This window comes from Agrobacterium sp. ST15.13.015, from assembly GCF_027871645.1.
GTDB lineage: Bacteria > Pseudomonadota > Alphaproteobacteria > Rhizobiales > Rhizobiaceae > Agrobacterium > Agrobacterium leguminum.
Map to the genome: position 1 here is coordinate 135,424 of NZ_JAQAHF010000007.1, position 25,038 is coordinate 160,461.

The 25,038-nt window shown below is 60.7% G+C and carries 20 protein-coding genes; 19 read left to right on the plus strand and 1 reads right to left on the minus strand.

Going from position 1 to position 25,038, the window contains the following annotated elements; genetic code table 11:
• Positions 1-3: 3 nt before the first annotated feature.
• The 18 genes from nikE to PIB16_RS13130 all read left to right on the plus strand — a co-directional run bounded on the left by nikE (position 4) and on the right by PIB16_RS13130 (position 22,591).
• Entirely contained in the window at positions 4-1,650 is a 1,647-nt protein-coding gene (gene nikE, locus PIB16_RS13045) for a nickel ABC transporter ATP-binding protein NikE (protein WP_174036855.1), read from the plus strand.
• A gap of 17 nt (positions 1,651-1,667) precedes the next feature.
• Positions 1,668-3,224 (plus strand): hydantoinase/oxoprolinase family protein, encoded by a 1,557-nt coding sequence (locus PIB16_RS13050; protein ID WP_271045712.1) that lies wholly within the window; start codon positions 1,668-1,670, stop codon positions 3,222-3,224.
• Positions 3,217-4,350 carry a DUF917 domain-containing protein gene (locus tag PIB16_RS13055; RefSeq protein WP_125145758.1) on the plus strand — a complete coding sequence of 378 codons (1,134 nt, stop codon included), beginning with the start codon at positions 3,217-3,219 and terminating at the stop codon, positions 4,348-4,350. The genes PIB16_RS13050 and PIB16_RS13055 overlap by 8 nt, the downstream gene beginning before the upstream one ends.
• Positions 4,351-4,393: 43 nt before the next feature.
• On the plus strand, positions 4,394-5,989 hold the full coding sequence (locus tag PIB16_RS13060; RefSeq protein ID WP_271045713.1) for an ABC transporter substrate-binding protein: 1,596 nt from the start codon (positions 4,394-4,396) through the stop codon (positions 5,987-5,989).
• 116 nt (positions 5,990-6,105) lie between these two features.
• Complete coding sequence (locus tag PIB16_RS13065; RefSeq protein WP_271045714.1) at positions 6,106-7,182, plus strand: DUF917 domain-containing protein; 1,077 nt, start codon at positions 6,106-6,108, stop codon at positions 7,180-7,182.
• Complete coding sequence (locus tag PIB16_RS13070; protein ID WP_271045715.1) at positions 7,179-8,717, plus strand: hydantoinase/oxoprolinase family protein; 1,539 nt, start codon at positions 7,179-7,181, stop codon at positions 8,715-8,717. Before PIB16_RS13065 ends, PIB16_RS13070 begins: the two co-directional genes overlap by 4 nt.
• Positions 8,718-8,762: 45 nt before the next feature.
• Entirely contained in the window at positions 8,763-9,707 is a 945-nt protein-coding gene (locus PIB16_RS13075; protein WP_174036852.1) for an isoaspartyl peptidase/L-asparaginase family protein, read from the plus strand.
• A gap of 115 nt (positions 9,708-9,822) precedes the next feature.
• Positions 9,823-10,728: a LysR family transcriptional regulator gene (locus tag PIB16_RS13080; RefSeq protein WP_125145754.1), complete on the plus strand. Its 906-nt coding sequence runs from the start codon at positions 9,823-9,825 to the stop codon at positions 10,726-10,728.
• Between the two features lie 180 nt (positions 10,729-10,908).
• Positions 10,909-11,853, plus strand: coding sequence for an ABC transporter permease (locus PIB16_RS13085; protein ID WP_003524593.1), 945 nt, complete (start codon positions 10,909-10,911; stop codon positions 11,851-11,853).
• A complete protein-coding gene (locus PIB16_RS13090; protein ID WP_271045716.1) occupies positions 11,850-12,668 on the plus strand; it encodes an ABC transporter permease in 819 nt (272 codons plus the stop codon). The genes PIB16_RS13085 and PIB16_RS13090 overlap by 4 nt, the downstream gene beginning before the upstream one ends.
• Complete coding sequence (locus PIB16_RS13095) at positions 12,665-14,299, plus strand: ABC transporter ATP-binding protein (protein WP_271045717.1); 1,635 nt, start codon at positions 12,665-12,667, stop codon at positions 14,297-14,299. The genes PIB16_RS13090 and PIB16_RS13095 overlap by 4 nt, the downstream gene beginning before the upstream one ends.
• Positions 14,300-14,312: 13 nt before the next feature.
• Complete coding sequence (locus PIB16_RS13100; RefSeq protein ID WP_271045718.1) at positions 14,313-15,155, plus strand: serine hydrolase; 843 nt, start codon at positions 14,313-14,315, stop codon at positions 15,153-15,155.
• A gap of 29 nt (positions 15,156-15,184) precedes the next feature.
• Positions 15,185-16,729 carry an ABC transporter substrate-binding protein gene (locus PIB16_RS13105; RefSeq protein ID WP_271045719.1) on the plus strand — a complete coding sequence of 515 codons (1,545 nt, stop codon included), beginning with the start codon at positions 15,185-15,187 and terminating at the stop codon, positions 16,727-16,729.
• A 126-nt stretch (positions 16,730-16,855) separates the two neighbouring features.
• Entirely contained in the window at positions 16,856-18,298 is a 1,443-nt protein-coding gene (locus tag PIB16_RS13110; protein WP_271045720.1) for a M20 family metallopeptidase, read from the plus strand.
• Positions 18,299-18,376: 78 nt separating this feature from the next.
• Complete coding sequence (locus tag PIB16_RS13115; RefSeq protein WP_271045721.1) at positions 18,377-18,535, plus strand: hypothetical protein; 159 nt, start codon at positions 18,377-18,379, stop codon at positions 18,533-18,535.
• Positions 18,536-18,815: 280 nt separating this feature from the next.
• Positions 18,816-19,745, plus strand: a complete 930-nt coding sequence (locus PIB16_RS13120) for a sugar ABC transporter substrate-binding protein (protein ID WP_003524584.1) — start codon at positions 18,816-18,818, stop codon at positions 19,743-19,745.
• 240 nt (positions 19,746-19,985) lie between these two features.
• Positions 19,986-21,527 (plus strand): sugar ABC transporter ATP-binding protein, encoded by a 1,542-nt coding sequence (locus tag PIB16_RS13125; protein WP_080857299.1) that lies wholly within the window; start codon positions 19,986-19,988, stop codon positions 21,525-21,527.
• A gap of 32 nt (positions 21,528-21,559) precedes the next feature.
• A complete protein-coding gene (locus tag PIB16_RS13130) occupies positions 21,560-22,591 on the plus strand; it encodes an ABC transporter permease (protein WP_003524582.1) in 1,032 nt (343 codons plus the stop codon).
• 79 nt (positions 22,592-22,670) lie between these two features.
• Here the strand turns inward: PIB16_RS13130 and PIB16_RS13135 are convergent, their stop codons facing one another.
• Positions 22,671-23,426, minus strand: a complete 756-nt coding sequence (locus PIB16_RS13135; RefSeq protein WP_003524581.1) for a gamma-glutamyl-gamma-aminobutyrate hydrolase family protein — start codon at positions 23,424-23,426, stop codon at positions 22,671-22,673.
• Positions 23,427-23,730: 304 nt separating this feature from the next.
• On the opposite strand from PIB16_RS13135, the gene PIB16_RS13140 reads away from it, so the two are divergent.
• Positions 23,731-24,828, plus strand: coding sequence for a TRAP transporter substrate-binding protein (locus tag PIB16_RS13140; protein ID WP_003524575.1), 1,098 nt, complete (start codon positions 23,731-23,733; stop codon positions 24,826-24,828).
• Positions 24,829-25,038: the final 210 nt, after the last annotated feature.

A 25,038-nucleotide genomic window follows, 5' to 3' on the forward strand; every position in this document is an offset into this window, starting at 1 on the left:
GCCATGACTGAACCGCTTCTCAAGGTCGAAAACCTCAACGTCACCTTCACCAATTACGGCCGCACCCGGCAGGTGCTGCGCGATGTCGCCTTCACGGTCGCCGCCGGCGAGCGCGTGGCATTGATCGGCGAAACCGGGTCGGGCAAATCGGTCACGGCGAAGGCTATCATCGGTACCCTGCCGAAAAACGCCGCTATCACGTCAGGTGCGATCGTCATCGATGGCCGGGATGTGCTGTCCATGCCACGCAGGGAGCGTGAGGCGCTGAAGGGCACGGCGTTTTCGCTGATCATGCAGGACCCGCTATCGTCCTTCAATCCGGTCTTCAAGATCGGCACGCATCTCGATGATGTCATGCGTTTTGCCGACAAACGCGACGGTATCAACTCGTCCAAGGCCGAGCGCCGCAACCGTATCGCGGCCGTGCTGCGTCGGGTACAGCTTGCGGATACCGAACGGGTGATGAACGCCTATCCCTCCGAACTTTCGGGCGGCATGCGCCAGCGCGTGCTGATCGGACTTGCGCTGCTGCACCAGCCGAAGCTCCTGATCGCCGACGAACCGGGCACGGCGCTTGACGTGACGACGCAGGATGAAATCCTCAACCTCATCAACCAGCTGGTTGCCGAAGAAAACATGGCGCTGCTGATGATCACCCACAATCTCGGCGTCGTGCGTAAGGTGGCGGACAGGGTCGTGGTCATGCATCACGGCGATATCGTCGAGACCGGTCCTTGCAGGCAGATCCTACATGCTCCTGCCGAGGATTATACGCGTTCGCTGCTGGATGCCGTGCCGCCGCTCTATGGCCCGCGCGTTGCCGATCTGGCGCAGAGCACGCGCTCGCCCATCGTCACCATCGAAGGGCTGAATAAGATTTACGGCCGCCGCAACGGTTATCACGCCGTCCGCGATGTGAACCTGACCCTGAAGGAAGGCGAGGTTTTCGGCCTTGCGGGTGAGTCAGGCTCCGGCAAGACCTCGGTTGCGCGCATGATCATGGGCCTTTCGCGTCCCACGTCTGGCAATCTTGTTATCGACGCCCCGACTCCTGCGCGCGGCAAGCGACTGACGCAGATCGTCTATCAAAACCCGGGCACCTCGCTTAATCCGAAACGCACGGTGAAACAGACGCTTGCCCTGCCGCTGAAATCCATCGGCATGGACGGGCCTGCGCGTGAAAACCGCATGCAGGAACTGATGGGGCTGGTGCGGCTGCCGCAATCCTATCTCGACAAATATCCGCATGAGCTTTCCGGTGGCCAGAAGCAGCGTGTGGCGATTGCCCGCGCGCTGGCGGCCGAACCGAAAATCCTCATCCTCGATGAGCCGACGGCGGCACTCGATGTCTCCGTGCAGAAGACGGTTATCGACCTTCTGCTGCAGCTGCGCGAGGAGCTTGGTCTGACCTATCTGATGATCTCGCACGACCTGTCGCTGATGCGCAATTTCTGTTCGCGCATCGCCATCATGCTGCGGGGCGAGATCGTCGAAGAGGGCGTGACGTCGGCGGTCTTCGCCGAGCCGGCCCATCCCTACACCCGCGCCCTGATCGCGGCCATCCCCGTCGTCACCGACGAGGAAGAACGTCTCAAACCCACGGTGACCGAGGAGGAGCGCATGCGCTTCCTCGTCAAAACGACCGATTGATGAAAGAGGAGCCTGACGTGTATCGCGTTGGAATTGACGTCGGCGGCACGAATACCGATGCCGTTGTGTTGCAGGATAAAACCGTTCTGGCGGGGGTGAAGGCCTCCACGACAGAGGATGTGACGTCAGGCGTCATCGAAGCCCTTGAAAAGGTCATCGAGGCTTCGGGCATAGACAGGGCGCGCATCGGCGCCGTGATGATCGGCACCACGCATTTCACCAATGCGGTGATCGAGCGCCGGCATATGGACGAGGTCGCCGCCATCCGGCTCGGCCTGCCTTCCGGTGCCGGCCTGCCGCCCATGGTGGACTGGCCGGACGATCTCCGTGAAATCGTCGGCAACCACGGTTATCAGGTGCGTGGCGGTTATGAATTCGACGGACGCGAAATTTCGCCGCTCGATGAGGACGAAATCGTTCGCATCGCCGCCGATATCCGCGCCAAGGGCCTGAAGGCCGCCGCCGTCACCTGCGTTTTTAGCGGCATCAACGATGCGATGGAACTTCGGGCGAAAGAAATCCTGCAGGAGCGCTGCCCCGGCCTGCCGGTGGTGATGTCCAAGGATATCGGCCGCCATGGCCTGCTTGCACGCGAAAGTGCGGCGATCATGAATGCCAGCCTGCTGTCGCTTGCCGACCGCACGGTTGCGGCTTTCGGCGAAGCGCTGAAGGCTGCGGGCATCACCTGCCCGTTTTATATCACCCAGAACGACGGCACGCTGATGGCGGCTGATGTAGTGCGCGGTTTCCCCGTGCTCACCTTTGCTTCCGGTCCGACGAACTCCATGCGTGGTGCGGCCTTTCTCACCGGTCTCAAGGATGCCGTCGTCGTGGATGTGGGCGGCACCACGTCGGACGTCGGCTCGCTGTCCCACGGTTTCCCGCGTCAGGCCTCGACCACGGTGGATATTGGTGGCGTGCGCACCAATTTCCGCATGCCTGACGTTTTCTCCATCGGTCTCGGCGGCGGTTCCCTCGTGGTCAATGGCGATCACGGCCTGACCGTCGGCCCGAAATCCGTCGGTTACCGGGTTCGCCGCGAGGCGCTCTGCTTCGGTGGCTCGACCCTGACAGCGACCGATATCGCGGTTGCCTCCGGCAAGGCGGATGTGGGCGAGAAGGCGCTGGTCTCCAGCCTCGACAAAAAACTCGTGAATGCCGCGGTCGACAAGATTAACGACATGCTCGAAGCCTGTGTGGAGCGCAGCCGCATCTCGTCGTCGCCGGTGCCGGTGATCGCCGTTGGCGGCGGTTCCATCCTGATGCCGGATCGCATCGGTGATCTTGAGGTCATCCGGCCTGAGAATTTCGCGGTGGCCAATGCCGTCGGCGCGGCCATTGCGCAGATCAGCGGTGAGACGGACCGGGTCTTCTCACTGGTGGACGGACGCACGCGCGAGAGCGCACTGGCCGAGGCGGAAGCGGAGGCCCGCGAAAAGGCGATTGCCGCTGGTGCGATTGCCGAAACGCTCGAAGTGATCGAGCGCGAGGACATGCCGCTTGCCTATCTGCCCGGCAACGCCACCCGCATTCATGTGAAAGTTGTTGGAGAAATGGGAGCCAATCATGGCTGAGACACGCAAGCTGAAATATGACGAAGCGGCATTGCGGACGCTGACCCGTGAAGATCTCGATGCGCTGGAAATCGGCGCCGGCATCCTCGGCACGGGCGGCGGCGGCAATCCCTATCTTGGCAAGCTGCTGGCGCTGGAGGCCATGAAGGCCGGTTACGAGATGAAGATTCTCGCAACCGATGCCATCGAGCCGGACGCGCTCTGCATGTCCATCGGCGGCATCGGCGCGCCTGTCGTCGGCGTCGAGCGCATTCGAGAAGGCCGCGAAGGCCTGCGCTGCCTGCGGGCGATGGAAGAGCTGATCCGCACGCCCGTCGACGCCATCGTCTGCGAGGAAATCGGCGGTTCCAATTCGATGAACCCGCTGGTGACGGCGGCGCTGGGCGGCCTGCCGATCCTCGATTGCGACGGCATGGGCCGGGCTTTCCCGGAAATGCAGATGACCACCTTCTCCATCTATGGCCATAGTTCTACGCCATCGGTGATGTGCGATCTGCACGGCAACGCCGTCATCTTCAGCCATGCCGTTTCCGAAGTCTGGCACGAGCGAATGGCGCGCGCCTGCGTCGTCTCGCAGGGCGGCGGTGCGATGTTGGCGACCGCGCCGATGCAGGCGCATTACGTGCACCAGTACGGCATTCCGAAAACCTATACCAAGGCGATTGCCATCGGTGAGGCAGTGATCCGCGCCCGCAAACAGCAGGAAGACCCTATTGCCGCAGTCTGCGCGCTCGAAGGTGGAAAGCGCATCTTCAACGGCAAGATCACCGATCTGAAGCGCCACCTGCGCGGCGGTTTCGCAGTCGGCGATCTCACGCTTTCCGGCTTTGATAATTGCGCCGGCCAGACGGCGGGCGTCGCCATCCAGAACGAATTCCTGCTTTTTTCCCGTGACGGCAAGGTGGAAGTGACGGTGCCCGACCTGATCGTCCTTCTCGATGTCGACACGGGTTATCCGATCACCACCGAAGTGCTGCGTTATGGCCAGCGCGTGGCCGTCATCGCCATCCCCTGCCACGACCTGTTGCGCAGCGCCCGCGCGCTTGAGGTCGTCGGGCCGGCGGCCTTCGGTTATCCGGACATTCCTTTCTCACCGCTGCCCGTCCCGGTCAGCAAGGCTGCCTAACCATAAGCGGGGCCAACGCCCCGCAATAAAGAGGAGAACGATAATGAAAATGCCTGTACTTTCTTCCCGTCTCGCCGCGCTGGCGCTCGGCACGGCGCTCGTGCTGCCGTTTGTTTCTTCCGCAGCCATTGCGGAAGACAGGGTGTCAGTTGCGGTCAACACCATGCAGATATTCAGCTCGCTCGACCCGGCGAAGGTGACCGATTACACCGGCTACATGGCCATCGTGAACATGTATGACGGCCTGACCACGGTGAACGCCAAGGGCGAAATCGTGCCGCATCTGGCGAAATCCTGGGATATTTCGCCGGACGGCCTGACCTATACCTTCCACCTGCGAGACGATGCGAAGTTTCAGGATGGCACGGCGGTGAAGGCTGCCGATCTTGCCTGGTCGATCCAGCGCCTGCTCGGCATCAACAAGGGCCCGTCGAACCTCATCGTCGGCGTTCTGAAGCCCGAAAACGTCACCGCGCCTGACGATGCCACGCTGGTCATGAAGATCGAGCGCCAGTTCTCGCCCTTCATGGCGGCGACGCCGCTGATGATGGCGATGAACAAAACGCTGATCGAAGCCAATGCCAAGCCCGAAGACAAATGGGGTGAGGCTTATGTCGGGGAACATTCCGCCGGTTCCGGCCCCTACAAGCTGGTCAGCTACAACCGTTCTGCCGATATGGTCATCGCCCGCAATGCCGATTATTTCCTCGGCTGGACGAAGGGCAAGCCCATCGACGAAGTACGCTTCGTGCAGACCAGCGACGACGCCACCGTCAAGGCGCTGGCGGAAAAGGGCGAACTCGGCCTTTCCTCGCACGGGCTTGGCAACGACACCTATGAATCCATCGGCCGCATGAAGGGTTACAAGTTGATCCAGACCCGCACCGCCGGTGGTTTCGTCATCAAACTCAACACCAAGGTCTATCCGACCGACGACGTCCACGTTCGCCGCGCCATCGCCTATGCGACCGACTACAAGACGATCCAGGAAGTGATCTATCCGGGCTTCGATATGAAGGGGCCGCTTTCCGACGCGTTCAAGGATGCGCATAACGGCGATATCCAGCCGGGCGTCTACGATCTGGAAAAGGCCAAGGAAGAGCTGGCGAAGTCGAAATATGCCGGCCAGAAAATCACGCTCGTTAACAGCTATGTCGCGTCGCTCGCCTTCGAGGCGGAAGTGGCCTTGCTTCTGCAATCCAGCCTCGAGCAGATCGGCATCACGCTCGATATCAAGCCGGAGCCGTGGAACCGCATCGTTGAGCTGTCCTCCAAGCCGGAAACGACGCCGGCATCGACGCAGGTGAACATCTCGCCGACCTATCCGTCGCCGGATTCGATGTTCTACAACCAGTATCACTCCAAGGCCTCCGGTACCTGGATGTCGATGGAATGGCTGCAGAATGCGGAAATCGACGGCTTGATTGACAAGGTTCGCTCCACCACCGACGTCAACGAGCAGAACGCCACCTACAAGGAAATGCAGACGAAGATCGTCGATCTTCAGCCTGACGTCTGGGCGGTTGCGCCCAACCGCCGTTATGCGGCGAACAAGTGCCTGCAGGGTTACGAGTTCATTCCCATGCAGAGCTGGGACCTGAACTTCTCCAACTTCCATTGGGACTGCAAGGCCGAGTGATCTTGACCTCATGAAAACCGGCCCCGCCACAATGGCGGGGTTGGCAGACTTTGAACTTCAAAGGGAAGGAGCATCGCCTGCGGCCGGAGAGGCTGCGGCATGCCCGAGGATGACGCATGATCCAGGAATTTTCCGAAGACGATATCGAACCTCTGGCCACCGGTGCCTGGATTCTGGGAACGGGTGGCGGCGGCAACCCCTATATCTCGACGCTCAATCTGCGGCGTCTCTATGCCGAGGGGCGGCGGGTGAAGGTCATGGATCCCATGGCGCTTGCCGATGACGACATGGTTGCCGTCGTCTCCAAGATGGGTGCGCCGCTTGTCGGTCAGGAACGACTGGGTGATCCCGTGCATCTCGCCCGTGCCGTCGAGGTGATGGAGGATTATCTCGGCAAGCCGTTCCGGGCGATCATGAGCGTTGAAATCGGCGGTTCCAATGCGCTTTCTTCCTTCCTCGCCGCCGCCGTTCTCGACCGGCCGGTCGTGAATGCGGACGCCATGGGACGCGCCTATCCCGAAGCGCAGATGACATCTTTCGCCATCGGCAACCTGCCGATGTTTCCGCTGTCGCTGGTCGATGTACGCGACAATGAGGTGATCGTGACCCGCGCGGCTTCCTGGAAATGGATGGAGCGCATATCGCGCAAGGTCTGCACCGAAGTAGGCTCCACCGCCGCCACATGCAAGGCCCCCCGCACCGGCAAGGAAGTGAAGGAATGGGGTATTCATTACACCGTCACCAAGGCGACCGAACTCGGGCGCGCGGTGATGGCAGCCCGTGCGCGCCATGACGATCCGGTTCAGGCGGTTCTCGACCACGAGGGCGGCAAGCAGCTGTTCCGCGGCAAGGTGGTGGATGTGGCGCGTGAAACCACAGGTGGTTTCCTGCGCGGCAGCACGACCGTTGAAGGTATCGATGCCGACCGTGGTTCGCGTATGAAGCTCGCCTTCCAGAATGAGTGGGCCGTTGCCTTCCGCGATGGCCAGCCAGTCGCCATGACGCCGGACCTGCTCTGCCTTCTCGATACGGTTTCCGGTGGCGCCATCGGTACGGAATCGGTGCGTTACGGCCAGCGTGTCACGGTTGTCGCCCTGCCGGCGCCGGAGCTTTTGACAACACCTGCCGGCATCGCCGCCGTCGGCCCGCGCGCCTTCGGTTATGACATTGATTTCAGATCGGTATTCCCATGAAACGCATCGGTATTGACGTTGGCGGCACCAATACGGATGCCGTTCTGATCGATGGAGACACCATCGTCGCTTCCATCAAGGTTCCGACCACGCAGGATGTCCTGTCCGGCGTAAAGGCGGCGCTTGCCCATGTGGCGGGCCATGTCGGCGCGGCGGACCGGCCGATTGATGCGGTGATGATCGGCACCACGCACTTTACCAATGCGGTGGTGGAGCGCGCACGGCTGGAGCGGGTTGCTGCCATCCGCATCGCGCTGCCGACCGGCTCTTCGCTACCGCCGATGTGCGACTGGCCGGGGGATCTGCGCGATGCGGTCGATCCGCTGATCTTCATGGTGCATGGCGGCCATGAATATGACGGCAGTCCGCTAGTGCCCATGGTTCCCGATGAGATCCGCGAAGCGGCGATGAAAATCCGCGATGCGGGCATCAACTCCATCGCCATTTCCGCGACCTTCTCACCGCTGACGACGGAGTGCGAGGTGAGGGCGGCGGAGATTGTCCGTTCGGTGATCCCCGATGCACGCATCACGCTTTCCCATACGCTCGGCCGCATTGGGCTGCTTGAGCGCGAGAACGTCGCCCTTCTGAACGCAGCGCTGCAAACGCTCGGCAAGACCACGGTTCAGGCATTTTCGGATGCACTGCGCGAAGCGGGCGTAAAAGCGCCGTTCTATCTGACCCAGAATGACGGCACCGTGGCGCTCGCGGACGTCGCGGCTGCCAACCCCGTGCACAGTTTCGCGTCCGGCCCCACCAATTCGATGCGCGGTGCGGCCTTCCTCACCGGGCTTTCCGATGCCATGGTGGTGGATGTCGGCGGCACCACCTCCGATATCGGCTGCCTTGTCGGCGGTTTTCCGCGCGAGGCGAACAATATCGTTCATATCGGTGGGGTGCGCACGCTCTTTCGTATGCCCGATCTTCTGCCGATTGCGCTCGGCGGCGGCACCATCGTTGACCTTGAGACGGGCAAGATCGGTCCGCGCTCGGTCGGTTATCGCATCCTGACGGAAGCCCGCGTTTTCGGCGGTGAGACGCTGACCACATCGGATATCGCGGTTGCCGCCGGTCTGATCGAGATGGGTGACCGCGACCGAGTAAAAGACCTCGATCCGGCTTTCGTGCAGGCCACGCTTCAACGCATCCGTGACATGGTGGCCGACAGTTTCGACCAGATGAAGACATCCGCCGAAGACGTGCCGTTGGTTGCTGTCGGCGGCGGAGCATTCCTGATCCCCGAGACGGTTCCGGGTGCGTCGGAAGTGCTGCGCGTGGAAAATGCCGGCGTTGCCAATGCGCTGGGCGCGGCGATGGCGCAGGTTTCCGGCGAGGTCGATCAGGTCTTTTCCGGCCTGAGCCGCGATGAAGCCCTTGCGAAAGCCGAGACCGAGGCGCAGAACGCGGCGGTCGCTTCGGGCGCGGAGCGGGCGAGCCTCAAGACGCTTGAGGTGGAAGATATTCCGATCGCCTATTTGCCTGGCGGCGCGCGGCGGGTCCGCGTGCGGGTCATCGGCGATATCGCCTTTAATTGATGCTAAGAGGCCCTGCCGCTGGTGGGGCGACGAGGGAGTGAGCACATGACGAAGATCGCACTGGCCATTCACGGTGGTTGCGGCGTGATGCCGGAAGACAGCATGACGGCCGGGGAGTGGGCTGCTGCGCGCGACGATCTGGCAGCGGCCCTGCGTGCCGGTTATGGCGTGCTGAAGGCTGGCGGAACGGCGCTTGAAGCGGTTGAGGCGGCGGTCGTCGTCATGGAGGACAGTCCGCATTTCAATGCCGGCCACGGGGCGGCGCTCAACGAAAACGGCATTCACGAACTCGATGCCTCGATCATGGATGGTGAAACGCTGGCGGCAGGTGCGATCAGCGCCTCTCGCGCCATCCGCAACCCGGTAAAGGCGGCCCGTGCGCTGATGGCGGATGAGCGTGCCGTCTATCTGACGGGAGAGGCGGCCGACCGCTTCGCGAAGGAAAAGGGACTCGCCACCGAGCCGCAATCCTATTTCACCACCCAAAAGCGCCTTGAGGCGCTGGCGGCGATGAAGCGCCATGCCTCCGCCGGTACGGAAGCGACGGAAAACGAAAAACACGGAACCGTCGGTGCGGTGGCGCTCGATGCGGCGGGGCATCTCGCGGCGGCTACTTCGACCGGCGGTTACACCAACAAGCCTGATGGCCGGGTGGGCGATAGCCCGGTGATCGGGGCTGGCACCTATGCGCGGGATGGGGCCTGCGCCGTTTCCGGTACCGGCAAGGGCGAGTTTTTCATCCGTTATGTTGTCGGCCACGAGATCGCGTCGCGCGTTGCCTATCTCGGGCAGGATCTGGAGACCGCCGCCGGCGATCTGGTCCACAAGGATCTGGCGCCCTATGATATCGGCGCGGGTCTCGTCGCAATCGATGCCGAAGGCGGCATATCCGCGCCCTATAATACATCAGGCATGTTTCGCGGCTGGGTGACGCCATCGGGAGAGGCGCGTGTGGCCACCCATGACGCGGTCTATGAGGTGGAATTGTAACCGGCGACGGTGCCGGCCAAGTGGCGGCGTAAAAAAACCGGTGACATCAAGGTCTATCGGCGGCAAAACGTCTGAACCGAAACCGGCTCGTCTCTTCACCCATGGTGCTGGCCTCATGAACATCAAGCAGCTCGAAGTTCTGCGCACGCTTCTTTCCACCGGCTCCACCATCGCCACCGCGAAGGCCATGGGTCTCAGCCAGTCCGGTATCAGCCGGCTTCTGGCGCAGCTTGAGGCGGATTTGTCGCTGACGCTGTTTGCCCGTGACAAGGGGCGACTGATACCGACACCGGAGGCGGTCCTTCTTGCGCGGGATGCGGAAAACGTGCTGCTTGCCGTGGACCGCATGTCCGGCCACGCCGAGGATTTGCGCAATGGCGCGGCCGGTCCGGAGATCGTCCGGATCGGACTGCCGAGCAGCATGTGGGAAAATTTTGCGCCTGCCATGCTGATCGACTATGTCCGGGATTTTCCTGGCGTTCGCATCGAGACATTTTTCGAAACAACGACCGCCATCAACAAGCTCGTCGGCGAGCGGGTGATCGATCTCGGTTTCCTGCGGATGGAAGGCGAGATCGGGCCGGGCATCGATGTCGAGCGTGTTGCGAGTGGCAAGAGTGTCTGCGTGGTTCGGGAGGATCATCCCTTGGCCAAGCTTGAGGAAATCACCGTCAAGGACCTGCGCAATGTTCCGCTTATCCTGATCGGCCGGCAGCGGCCGAACCGCATGGCGCTCGATCAGGTCTTCAAGAAGGCCGGCGTCAAGCCGATGGTGAAGATCGAGACCCACACCAACAGTTCCGCCTGCGCCTATGTCGCGCATGGGCTGGGGGTCACGATCATCAGCAGTTTTTATGCGAACCTCTACCGGCATCTTCCCGTCGTTGCCCGGCCATTCGTTCCGCAGGCCACACAGGAATTCGGCCTAGCCCGTGCTTCCGGCGCACCGCTGTCCATCGCTGCGCAGGCGCTGAGCGATGCCTTGAAGCGGGAAATCCAGCTTTCGCAAAAAATCGACTGAAAACGGGATTTTGAGCGGAAAATCTCATTGTCCTCATCAGGATGAAACACGCCGTCATTCTGCATAGATATATGACGTTTATGCATAATATTGCGCCTTATTTATCAATCCGTCATAGTCACCAACAACGAAACCGATAGAGGCGGGATACCATTCCCTGCCATCAATCGTGGGGAACCGATGATAAGATTCATACTGAGCCGTCTTTTGATGGCGCTGCCGACGATCGCATTCGTGTCGATCACGGTCTTTGCGCTCATCCGCTTCATTCCGGGCGATCCGGCTGCGCTGATGCTGGGCGACATGGCGCAACCGGAGCAGATAGAGGCGATGAGGACCGAACTCGGCCTCGACAAATCCATGCCGCAACAGTTCCTCATCTGGGCCGGCAATGTGGTGCAGGGCGATTTCGGCCGCTCCATCGTCAATGATGAGGCGGTGCTGCCGCTGGTCGTCTCGCGTTTTCTCGTCAGCGCCGAGATCGTCGTGGTCGCGGTGCTGCTCGCCAGCCTGATTGCTGTTCCGGCCGGTGTGATCGCCGCCTGGAAACAGAACAGCCTCACCGATCTTGCACTGGTGGGAACGGCGACCCTGCTTCTGTCCATTCCGACATTCTGGCTGGGTCTTCTGCTTCTCCTGTTTTTCGGCCTCAAACTCGGCTGGTTGCCGGTGCTCGGATATGTGTCGATCAGCGACAATCTCGTCGGTGGCATGCTCTATCTCGTCCTGCCCGTCATGACGCTGGTGATCCATGAGATGGGCGTTCTGATCCGCATGGCGCGTGCCTCCACGCTGGAAGTGCTGCGGCTGGATTACATCACCCATGCCCGCGCCAAGGGCCTTTCGGAAAGCGCCGTTCTCTGGCGGCACGCCTTCAAGAACGCCTTCGGCCCGACATGGACGATGATCGGCCTTATCCTCGGCAATCTTCTCGGCGGCATCGCCGTCATCGAGACGGTGTTCACCATTCCCGGCCTCGGGCGGCTGATGGTCGACAGTATTTTCGCCCGCGATTACCCCGTCATTCAAGGCTGCCTGCTGTTCGTCTCGCTGTCCTATGTGCTGGTCAACCTGTTCGTCGACCTTCTTTATCCCCTCTTCGATCCGCGTGTGGTTGCCGAATGAAAAAGTTCACACTTAACGGGCTTATCGGCGGCTTTCTCATCGCCCTCCTGCTCATCACCGCCGCAACCGGTCTGTTCTGGACGCCCTATGACCCGATGAAGCTCGGCTTTGCCTCGCGTCTCGCCGCACCCGGTCCGAGCCATCTTCTCGGCACCGACGAATTCGGGCGCGATGTTTTGAGCCGCCTGATGGTGGGTGCCCGCGCCAGCGTCTGGATCGGCTTTCTGACGGTCAGCTTCGCGACGATCTGCGGCACGCTGATCGGCCTCGTCAGCGGTTATGCGCGCGGCTGGGTGGATGGCGTCATCATGGCCATCAACAATGCGCTTCTCGCTTTTCCGGGCATTCTGCTCGCGCTCGGCCTGCTCGCGGTTTTCGGCGCCAACCAGTATGGCATCATCTTCGCGCTCGGCATCGCCTATACGCCATCCATGGCCCGCGTGGTGCGCGGTGCCGTGCTTTCCCTGCGTGAGCGGGAATTCATCGAGGCGTCGCTGGTAATGGGCAATGGTGAGATCTACACCATGTTCCGCCACATCCTGCCCAATTGCATCGCGCCGATCACGGTTCTTGCCACCTCCATGTTCGGCTGGGCCATCCTGTCGGAAAGCGCGCTCTCCTTCCTCGGCCTCGGCGTGCCGCCGCCGGCGCCCACCTGGGGCAACATGCTGGCCGCCGGCCGTCCCTTCATCCAGCAGGCCGTCTGGCTCGGGCTTTTCCCCGGTCTGTGCATCGCGCTGACGCTGCTTGGCATCAATCTTCTGGGCGATGCCCTTCGCGACAGGCTTGACCCGCGCATGAGAGGTCTCAAATGACAGACAATACACTTCTCACTGTTCGCGGCCTTTCGCTCGAAGTCGCCAGAACCGGCCACCGGGTGGTCAAGGATGTCTCCTTCGATATTGCCGCGGGTGAAATCTTCGGCATCGTCGGCGAAAGCGGCTCGGGCAAGACGCTTGCCACCCGCGCGCTCATCTCGCTTCTGCCTCCGGCCATCGCCGTCACCGGCGGGTCGATCATCTACAAGGGGCAGGATGTCATGTCCCTGCCGGTGAAGGAGCTTCGCCGTCTGCGCGGCGCGGAGATCGGCGTCGTGTTTCAGGAGCCGATGACCTCCCTAAACCCATCGATGACGATAGGCCGGCAGCTGGAGGAGGGGCTGATCCTTCATACCAAATTGTCGCCGGAGGAGCGCCGCGAGAAAATTCTCGACATGCTGCGCCGGGTCGGCATCCGCGATCCGGAAGGTGCGCTGACGGCCTATCCGCACGAGTTTTCCGGCGGCATGCGCCAGCGCATCATGCTGGCCTCGGTCATGCTGCTGAAACCCGCTTTGCTGATCGCCGATGAGCCGACGACGGCGCTGGACGCGGTCATCCAGCGCGATGTCATGGAACTGATGGTGGAGCTGACGCGGGCGGAAGGCACCGCCGTTCTCCTCATCAGCCACGACCTGCCGATGGTGGCACGTTATACCAGCCGTATCGTGGTGATGGAAAAAGGCGCTATCGTCGAACAGGGCCGCACCGAGGATCTGCTGGATGCGCCGCAGCACCCCTATACGAAAAAACTGCTTTCCTCCCTGCCGTTCCGCGGCGAGCCACGCAATATCGACACCTCCAAGGCGCCAATGGTTTCGGCCCGCGATATCGTTGTGGATTATGCCGGCCGCAAATCTCTGCTGAAGAAGGCCAAACCGAAGCGGGCGCTGCATGGCGTCAGCATCGACATTCATGAGGGCGAGGTCGTGGCGCTCGTCGGCGGTTCAGGTTCCGGCAAGACGACGCTTGGCCGCACCATCGCCGGGCTGGTGCAGGAGAGCGAAGGGCATATCCGCTTTCAGGGCCGCGAGCGCAACGAGGACTGGAAGGATTACCGCCTGAATTGCCAGATGGTGTTTCAGGATCCCTATTCCTCGCTCGATCCGCGCATGACCATTCTGGCGCTGGTGGAAGAGGCTCTACGTCTCGTTCCCGGTCTCGATCAGGCCGCCAAGCGCAAGCGGGCGCTGGAAACGCTGGAGGAGGTGGGGCTCGGCGCCGACTTTGCCGCCCGCTATCCGCACGAGCTTTCCGGCGGCCAGCGCCAGCGCGTGGCGATTGCCCGCGCCATTGCCCGCCGTCCGCGGTTCCTGATCGCCGACGAGCCGGTCTCGGCGCTCGACGTGACAGTGCGGGCGCAGGTGCTCGATCTCTTTTCCGATCTGCAGAAACGTTACGGCTTTTCCTGCCTGTTCATCAGCCACGATCTCGGCGTAGTCGAGCAGGTGGCCGACCGTGTCGTCGTCATGCAGGACGGTCGCATCATCGAAGAGGGTGACCGCGATACGATTTTCGACAGTCCGAGGGAGGCCTATACGCGCCGGCTCCTCTCGGCCATTCCCGCCCTCGACCAGAATGAAAAGGGCGGCGTGACACTGAAATGGCGTCTGGAAGATGAAGTTTAACAGGAAGATGACTATGACCGTGGCTGCCCAACTGAATGCGATCTGCGATGCACAGCCTTTCGTGACGCGCTTCATGGTGCGCAATCTCCTGACCGGTGAAGAGATCGGCCGGGGAGAAAACGAGGAGACGCCGTCGGGCAGCACCCGCAAGACGTCGATCATGATGGCTGTGCTGAAAGCCGCCAGCGAAGGGCGGATCGATCTCGACCAGCCCGTTACCTATGAAAAGCGGCTGGCGGAAGAGGTTGCGAGCGGCATGTTCCGTTATATGACGCCAGGCATCGTCATTTCGCTACGCGATGCCGTCGCTGGCATGATGGTGCTGAGCGACAACGTCTGCACCAAGATGGTGCTGGAGAGGCTGACGCTGGAAGAGGTGGACGGCTATTGCAAATCGCTTGGCATGGCCAACACCCATCACCGTTTCCTCATTCCGCCGCTGGCGCTGGCGGCCGACCATCCGCTGAAAACCGTCACCACCACGTCGGCGGCGGATCAGGTACTTCTGCTGCAGACAATTCTGGATGCCCAGTCCTCGCCCGAAGCGCAGGCGAAGCTCGGTTGCAGCCCGCAATTGTGCGAGTGGGCCATGCAGACGCTGAAGAACCAGATTTTGCGGTATGGAATCCGATCCCGCCTGCCCTTCGAGGCTGTGGTGGCCAGCAAGAGCGGTCGCGGCAAGCGCGGGCGCATGGATGCCGGCATCGTCTACAGAAACGGCGCGCCGTCCTTCATCATCACCACTTATACCGACGAGGTGCCGCAGGTGATGCCTGACGCTACGCCGGGATACACCATCGCGCTTGAAACGATCGGCCGGCTGGCACAGGCCTGCTGGGACGGCTTTCACCAATAACAATCAATGACAACAAAGAGGGTAGAACAGTGAAAAAACTTCTTCTCGCAGGCGTTGTCCTGCTCGTGACCGCCAATATCGCGGCGGCCCGCGATATCACCATCGCGCAAAGCTCGGATTTGCGCAGCAACAATCCCGGCGTGAACCGCGACGGCAATACGGATGGGGTTATCCTGCACATCGTCGAAGGCCTCGTCGGTTATAACAATGCCGGAGAGGTGAAGCCACTTCTCGCCGAAAGCGTCGAGGTTGCGCCTGACGGCCTGACCTATACGTTCAAGCTGCGCAAGGATGTGAAGTTCCACAATGGCAAGCCGCTCACCGCAGAGGATGTCGTCTGGAACTGGACACGTTATCTGAAGCCGGAAACGAAGTGGGCGTGCCTCAACGATTTCGCCGAGGGCGGGGCAGCGCATGTCATCGGCGTCAAGGCCACGGATGCCTCCACGGTCGAGATCACCCTTGAAAAACCCTCCGCCGTTTTCCTTGGCCTGATGTCGCGGCCGGAATGCGGTTATACCGGCATGATCTCGCCGGAATCGGTTGCTGCCGATGGCAGCTTCGCCAAGCCCATCGGCACCGGGCCGTTCCAGTGGGACGAGTGGAAGAAAGGCGAATATATCCGCCTCGCCAAATTTGCCGATTATGTTTCGCCGGCAAATGACGGCAAGCCGGACGGTATGGTCGGCTCCAAGCGCCCGCTCGCCGACGGTATCAAGTTCATGGTCATTCCCGATGCTTCGACGGTGAAGGCCGGGCTTGAATCCGGTGTGCTCGATACGGCCGAGATTTCTCCCGATCTCATTCCGGAATTCAAGACCAATGAAAAGATGCAGCTGATCGTTGCCCGCAACAACGGCAAGAACCTGTTCTACATTCAAACCCGCGACAAGGTTCTGAGCAATCCCGGCGTGCGCCGCGCCATGGCGATGGCGCTCGATCTTGATGAGCTGGTTGCTGCCGCATCGAACGGCACGGGTGAAGCCAACGGCTCGATGGTCTCGCAGGACTCGGTTTATTATGACGAGGCGCAGAAGAAGCGCCCGGCCTATGATGTCGAGGCGGCGAAGAAGGAACTGGAGGCCGCCGGTTACAAGGGCGAGCCGATTTCCATCATTGCCAACAAGCGTGGCAACGTGCCGAGCTTCCCGGCCGCCGTCATGGCGCAGGCCATGATGCAGCAGGCGGGTCTCAACGTGCAGATCGAGGTGCTGGACTATGCCACCCAGGTGGATCGCCGCCGTTCCGGCAATTATCAGGTGATCTCTCAGTCGGTCGCTCCGCGCCTCGACCCGGCGCTGATGTATGCCTTTTATGTCGGCAACAAGGACAAAAACGCCTCCCTGATGTGGGACGATCCGAAGGCGATAGAACTGATGAAGGCGGCTTATGTCGAAGCCGACCAGACGAAGCGCCAGATGATTTTCGACGAGTTCCACGAACTGATGCTGAAGGAAATGCCGGGCATCTTCCTTTACGACATGGTCGATGTCTGGGGCGCGACGAAGAAGCTGAAGGGCCAGCCGGTCTGGCAGTCGAACGCCCGCCTCTGGGAAGTCTCGGTCGACAACTGATTCACTATGCCCGCGCCGGAGGCGGACCCCGGCGCGGGCTTTCCAATATGAAGCGCAGGAATTTGGCGGTGCATCCGCCGAAGCGCTTGCGCGTGCCCGTAAAGGGCAAAAATGCGAGGACAAGCCATGAACCGTGACGCCGTGATGTCGATTGCCGCCGAAGTCGAGGCGATGAAGCCCGATTTCACCACCTTGAGCGACAGCATCTGGGATTTTGCCGAACTCAAATTCGAGGAACAGCAATCTGCCGGCGTTCTGGCGGGCGCGCTCGAGGGCAACGGCTTTGCGGTTCGCCGCGGCATGGCAGGCATGGAAACGGCCTTCATCGGCGAATTCGGCAGCGGCAAGCCGGTCATCGCTTTTCTCGGTGAATTCGATGCGCTGGCCGGCATGAGCCAGGTGGCCGATGTGGCTGAGGTGCAGCCGCGTGGGGTGGGCGCCACCGGCCATGGCTGCGGCCACAACCTGCTCGGCGTCGGCTCATTGATGGCCGCTATTGCGCTCGCCCGGCATCTGAAAGCCAATAATTTGCCCGGCACCGTCCGTTATTACGGCTGCCCCGGCGAGGAGGGCGGTTCCGGTAAGACCTTCATGGTGCGTGCCGGCCTGTTTGACGATGTCGATGCTGCGCTGACTTGGCACCCGGCACCGTTCAACGGAGTACGCTCGACCAACAATCTGGCCGTGCTGGAATATTTTTACCGTTTCAAGGGTGTCGCGGCTCATGCCTCCAACGCTGCCCATCTGGGCCGCTCGGCGCTCGATGCCGTCGAACTGATGAATGTCGGCGTCAATTTCCTGCGCGAACACATGCCGCAGGATTGCCGGGTGCATTATGCAATCACCGATACCGGCGGCAAGGCGGCGAATGTGGTGCAGGCCAGGGCGGAAGTGCTCTATCTGATCCGAGCCCCGGAAATGCGCCAGGCGCTCGATCTTGCCGCGCGGGTGGACAAAGTCGCGCGCGGCGCGGCGATGATGACCGAAACAGAGGTGGAAATCGTCTTCGATACCGCCTCCACCAATCTCCTGCCCAACATCACGCTGGAAACGGCGATGCATGAAAACATGGTGGCGCTAGGCCCCATCGCCTTCGACGAGGCGGATATCGCTTTTGCCAAACGCATTCAGGACACTTTCACCGACGAGGCGATCAAAAGCAGCATCAGGCTCTATCAGATCAAGGGCGATGTCTTTTCCAACCGGAAGATCGACGGGTCGACACCCCTGCATCTCGGTCTGCGCGATTTCGAGGGCCAGTCGCATTTCCGGGCGGGCTCCACCGATGTCGGTGATGTCAGCTGGGTGACGCCAACCGCGCAGTGCTGGACGCCCGCCTGGGCGATCGGCACCAATCCGCATACCTGGCAGGTGGTTGCGCAGGGCAAAAGCCCTGCCGCTCACAAGGCCATGGCCCATGCCGCCAAAACACTCGCATCGACCGGCTTTGCGCTGATGACCTCGCCGGAACTGCTCGCCAATGCTAAAAGGGAATGGCAGGAAAAGACCGAGGGCAGCAAATATGTCTGCCCGATTCCCGCCGATGTAATGCCTGGTTCGCATCGATAGAACGTGGTGCACCAACACGCCCATTCTGCTGAACCTGTTCCCTTCTCGCGTATTTTCGCCGGTGGAATGGTGCCTCCCATGAGCGCGCTAAGCGAAAAGATGAGACCCGCCGGTGGCTTTGCCAATGGCGGGGTCTGCGGGTCCGGCATTGAAAACGGACCTTCCGCCATATTCTTCGTGATCCTCTGTTTCGGCCCGCGCATCCATGATTTCAACGGCTTATCGATACTCGCCTGACGAGTGCGGGTAACGTTGAAGAAGCTTCGGCGCAGTTCCCGGCAATCCGCCACGAAACTCCTTCCTCCTGAAATCCTGCCTCATCACCGCCTTGTGTGCCGCTTCGCCGCCTTGCCGTGAAGAAAGCATTGACGTTTGGACCAAAAATGGAATAAATATATCGAACAGACAGAAAATCGGTTTCATTATTCCGTTTTCTGGTTGTGAGGAGGTAGCGGCGGGCTCTCGGGTTCGCCTCCGGCTGGGAGAGGTGGCGCCGGACACCGAGGAGGAGAAAACAATGAAGAAATTTATCATCGGCGCAGCCATGTCTGTGCTTCTGGGCACGGCGGCGCATGCGGAGACCGTAGGTGTCTCGATGGCGCTGTTCGACGACAACTTCCTGACCGTGCTGCGCAACGGCATGCAGGATTATTCCAAGGAACTGAAGGGCGTGACCCTGCAGGTCGAGGACGCCCAGAACGACGTCGCCAAGCAGCAGAGCCAGATCCAGAATTTCATCGCGTCCAAGGTCGACGCGATCATCGTCAACCCGGTTGATACGGATGCGACGGCGGCCATGTCGAAGCTCGCCGCCGACGCCAAGATTCCGCTGGTTTACGTCAACCGCCAGCCGGTTAACGTCGATAGCCTGCCGGACGGCCAGGCATTCGTCGCCTCCGACGAGACGGTGGCCGGCACGCTTGAAGCGAAAGAAGTTTGCCGCCTTCTCGGTGGCAAGGGCAATGCGGTCATCATGATGGGTGAGCTTTCCAACCAGGCGGCACGCATGCGCACGCAGTCTGCCAAGGACGTTCTGAAGACCGACGAATGCAAGGGCATTTCGGTTGTTGAAGAGCAGACCGCGAACTGGCAGCGCACGCAGGGTTCCGACCTCGTCACCAACTGGCTTTCCAGCGGTATCGAATTCAATGCCGTCATCGCCAACAACGATGAAATGGCGATTGGCGCGATCCAGGCCCTGAAGGCCGCAGGCAAGGACATGAAAAGCTATGTCGTCGCCGGCGTTGACGCCACGCAGGACGCCCTTGCCGCGATGCAGGCGGGCGATCTGGATGTGACGGTGTTCCAGGATGCGGCAGGGCAGGGCAAGGGCGCTCTCGATGCCGCGCTGAAGCTCGTCAAGGGCGACAAGGTGGAGAAGAAGGTCTACATTCCTTTCCAGCTCGTCACGCCTGAAAACGTCAAGGACTACGTGGCCAAGAACTAACGGCCGCCTTCCGGCATCTGCGCCCGTTCAGATTGACATTGGAGGCAGATGCCGGTTTCCGACGGCGCCGAAGACAAGCTTCGGTGCGCGAGCGGATTACGATTGAATTTCAGTGAATTCAAAGTGTTGCAGCGCCTTTCATGTCGTGATCGACATGGCGCTGCAAGCCTCCCCGGAGGCAAGGGTGCGCCATCTGGCAAAGCCTGTTTCCGGTCATTTTTGTCTATTGTGGAGGATGAGATGGTCGTCAGTCCATCGACAATGGCCGCCGTGCGCGCCAGCGGAGCCGTGCCGAATGCGGAGTATCTTCTCGCGGCGGAAGGCATACGCAAGGAATTTCCCGGCGTCGTGGCGCTTGATGATGTGCAGTTCAAGCTGAAGCGCGGCACCGTGCATGCGCTGATGGGCGAGAATGGCGCCGGAAAATCGACGCTGATGAAGATACTGGCCGGCATCTACCAGCCGGACAGTGGCGAAATTCGCCTGAAAGGCGCCGACATACGTCTCGATTCCCCGCTCGATGCGCTGGAAAACGGCATTGCCATGATCCACCAGGAACTGAACCTGATGGCCTATATGACGGTGGCGGAAAACATCTGGATACGCCGCGAGCCGAAAAACCGGCTGGGCCTCATCGACCATGGCGAAATGTATCGCCGCACCGAAACGCTGCTGGAAAGGCTCGGCATCGATCTCGACCCGGAAACCCGCGTCGGCGAGCTTTCGGTGGCAAGTCGCCAGATGGTCGAGATCGCCAAGGCGGTTTCCTATGATTCCGACGTTCTCATCATGGACGAGCCGACATCCGCACTGACGGAGCGCGAGGTCGAGCATCTCTTCCGCATCATCCGCGATCTCCGGGAACGCGGTATCGGTATCGTCTACATCACCCACAAGATGAACGAGCTGTTCGAGATCGCCGATGAATTTTCGGTTTTCCGCGACGGCAAATATATCGGCACCCACGCCTCGACCGATGTAACGCGTGACGACATCATCCGCATGATGGTGGGCCGTGAAATCACCCAGATGTTCCCGAAGGAAGAGGTTCCGATCGGCGACGTGGTGCTTTCGGTCAAGAATCTCACGCTCGACGGCGTTTTCCACGACGTTTCCTTCGAGGTGCGCGCCGGAGAAATTCTCGGCGTTGCCGGCCTTGTCGGATCGGGCCGCTCCAATGTGGCGGAAACGGTGTTCGGTGTAACGCCCGCATCCTCGGGCACGATTGCAATCGACGGCAAGCCGGTATCGATCGACAGCCCGACGAAGGCGATCAGTCACCGCATGGCGTTTCTGACGGAGGATCGCAAGGATACGGGATGCCTGCTGATCCTGAATATTCTGGAGAACATGCAGATCGCCGTCCTGCAGGACAAATATGTCGCCAATGGCTTTGTGCAGGAAAATGCGCTGTCGGATGCCTGCGAGGAGATGTGCCGCAAGCTCCGGGTCAAGACGCCGCATCTTTACGAGCGCATCGAGAATCTCTCGGGCGGGAACCAGCAAAAGGTGCTGATCGGCCGCTGGATGCTGACCAAGCCGCGCATTCTGATTCTGGATGAGCCGACACGCGGCATCGATGTCGGAGCCAAGGCGGAAATTCATAAGCTGGTTTGCGAGATGGCGCGCCAGGGCGTCGCCGTCATCATGATTTCCTCCGAAATGCCGGAGGTTCTGGGTATGAGCGACCGTGTCATGGTCATGCATGAAGGTCGGGTGACGGGCTTCCTTGATAGAAGTGAAGCCACGCAGGTTAAAGTGATGGATCTCGCATCGCGGTGAGGCGCGCCGGGATTTCTCGAGGAGGAATGACTATGAATACGAACGCCGCCGCCAACACAGAGTTGGACGCAAAATCCGGACGCAAGCCGCACCGGCGCATCCCGCCGGAGGCCAATATCTTTTTCGTGCTGATCGGCATCGCGCTGGTTTATGAAATTCTCGGCTGGATTTTCATCGGCCAGAGCTTCCTGATGAACCAGCAGCGCCTGACGATCATGATCCTGCAGGTCTCGGTGATCGGCATCATCGCGGTCGGTGTCACGCAGGTCATTATCACCGGGGGTATCGATCTCTCTTCCGGTTCCGTCGTCGGCCTGACGGCGATGCTGTCCGCCAGCGTGGCGCAATCGTCCACATGGCCGCGGGCGCTTTATCCGGGGTTGACCGATCTGCCCTTCTTCATACCGCTCGCCGTTGGCATATTGGCTGGCGCCCTTGCGGGCTTCATCAACGGGCAACTCATCGCCCGCACCAAAATTCCGCCCTTCATCGCAACGCTTGGCATGATGGTGACGGCGCGTGGTCTTTCCAAGTGGTATACGAAGGGTCAGCCGATCTCCGGTCTGACGGACGGTTTCAACTTCATCGGCACGGGCATCTGGCCGGTCGTGGTGTTCCTCGTCGTCGCCGTCATCTTCCACGTGGCGCTGCGTTACACTCGCTACGGCAAGTTTACCTATGCCATCGGCGCCAACCAGCAGGCGGCACGCGTGTCCGGTATCAATATCGAGGCGCATCTGATCAAGGTCTATGCCATTGCTGGCCTGCTCGCCGGTCTCGCCGGTGTCGTCACCGCCGCCCGCGCCCAGACGGCGCAGGCCGGCATGGGCGTGATGTATGAACTCGACGCCATCGCCGCTGCCGTTATCGGCGGCACATCGCTCGCCGGCGGTGCCGGCCGCATCACCGGAACGGTGATCGGCACCATCATCCTCGGTGTCATGACGTCGGGCTTCACCTTCCTCCGGGTGGACGCCTATTACCAGGAAATCGTCAAGGGCCTGATCATCGTGGCCGCGGTCGTTGCCGACGTCTACCGACAGAAGAAACGCGCAAAGCGCTAAATCCTCCTCCCAGACTTGGGGCAGGCCTTCAGGCTTGCCCCTTTTTGTGTTCTTATGAGCCGGGGGGATTAGCTAAGGTTCATGCCTTGCTGTTTCGATAGTCGTGCACGGCCTTGCCGAAGGCCTCGAACAGTGCCCGGGAGGGCGCGTCCGTCTCAGCCCAATATTCCGGATGCCATTGCACGCCGACGGCAAATCCCTTGGCGTCGATGACTGAAACGGCCTCGATGGTGCCGTCCGCCGCTGTCGCCTCCACCTGCAGGCGTGGCGCGGTCTCGGCGATTGCCTGCCGGTGCAGCGAATTGATCTGGATTTCGCCCGACATGCCGAGATGCTGTGCGATGCAGGAGCCTTCGCGCACGTGCACAGGCTGGCGAATGGCGAAGGCCACGTCGCGGTCGTCATGTTCCGGCTTGCGATGGTCCCATATGCCGGGCTGTTCCTGAATTTCGGACGCAAGCGTACCGCCCAGCGCGACGTTCAGCTCCTGAATGCCGCGGCAAATGGCCAGCATCGGGATGCCGCGCTCGATAGCGCGGCGAATGAGCGGCAGGCTGGTGGCGTCGCGGGCCTGATCGAACGGGCCGTCGCTTTCCTGCGCCTCTTTTCCGTAAAGGGAAGGATGCACATTGGTGGCGGAGCCGGACACGAGCAGGCCGTCCACCCGGTCGAGAATAGCGTCGACCTCGTTTCCGTCCTCGAAGGCCGGGACAATGAAGGACATGACACCAGCCACCTTCAGCGCGGCGGAAACATACTGGTTCTGCGCGGCGTGCCAGTCGGCTCCGGTGAAATGCCGGATGTCGGCGGGAACGGCGATAATGGGTTTTGGCATGGTGGCTCCGGGACGAATCTTCGAAATTTGTGCGACTGCCGGCTGACCAAGTCAAGCACGCGTTTTGCGTTATGAGGATCCTTTATGCGCCTAAAGTATAAGGCGATGCCGGGATATTTCAGTTGGAAATAAAATACGAAGCAGAGTTTCCGAAAATTCCTGGAAAGGCCGGTTTTTCCGCGATTAATTCTTGCTGCGGGTGCTTGTCAGCCGGGCCGTAACCGTGCTTACTTTGCTGCGATGCCTGAACAGCAACGAGGGGAATTCAAAGCTGCGGGCAGCGTTCATATCTGGGAGGATATAGATGGATCGCCGTTCCTTTATGAAAAAAGGTGCGCTTGCGGGAGCTGCTACAGCAGCGCTGGCCGCGCCCGCCATTGCACAGCAAAATACCAAGATCAATTGGCGCCTGACGTCGTCGTTTCCGAAATCGCTCGACACGATCTATGGCGGCGCGGAAGATATTGCCAAGCATGTCGCCGCCGCAACCGACGGCAATTTCACCATCCAGCCCTTTGCCGCCGGTGAAATCGTGCCCGGCCTGCAGGCGGCCGATGCCGTATCATCCGGCACGGTGGAAATGTGCCACACCTGCTCCTATTATTACGTCGGCAAGGACCCGACCTTCGCCATCGGCACGGCAATACCTTTCGGCCTCAATGCCCGCCTCACGAACTCATGGTTCTATGAAGGCAACGGCAACAAGCTGCTCAACGAGTTTTACGCCAAGCACAATCTCTACGGCATGATTTCGGGCAATACCGGCGCGCAGATGGGCGGCTGGTTCCGCAAGGAAATCAACACCGTCGACGATTTCAAGGGCGTGAAGATGCGCATTGCGGGTCTCGCCGGCAAGGTGGTGGAAAAGCTCGGCGTGGTGCCGCAGCAGATCGCTGGCGGCGATATCTATCCGGCGCTGGAAAAAGGCACCATCGACGCGGCGGAATGGGTCGGTCCATATGACGACCACAAGCTCGGCTTCCAGAAGGTGGCGAAATATTACTATTATCCCGCATTCTGGGAAGGTGGCCCGGTCATCCATTCCTTCGTCAATCTGGAGAAGTGGAACAGCCTGCCGAAAAACTATCAGACGGCGCTGCAGGACGCCTGTGCCTTCGCCAACACCAGCATGATGGCGAAATACGACGCGAAAAACCCGATCGCCATCAAGCAGCTCGTCTCTGAAGGTGCGGTGCTCAGGCCGTTCAGCCAGGAAATCCTCGAGGCTTGTTACAAGGCTGCGCTGGAGGTCTATGCCAATATTTCGGCCTCCAATCCGGACTTCAAGAAGATCTACGAAGATCAGGTCGCCTTCAAGCGCGAAGGTTATCTGTGGATGCAGCTTGCGGAATACACGTTCGATACTTTCATGATGATCCAGCAGCGTAACGGCAAGCTCTGATTATTCGGTGACGGCGGACCGAGCAAAGGCCCTGGGGATTTCGGTCTCCGGGGTTTTTGTTGTTCGCGCATACCTTCACGCATCCGACAACAAAGGATGATTTACGATCAATTCCGTTGTGGGCAAAAGCAGCAGGCTCCGGGGCTAGCTGGTCTGTCTCCGTCCGGTTCAATTTTCTAAGCAGATAAGCAAACGGAAGACGGGTGCGCA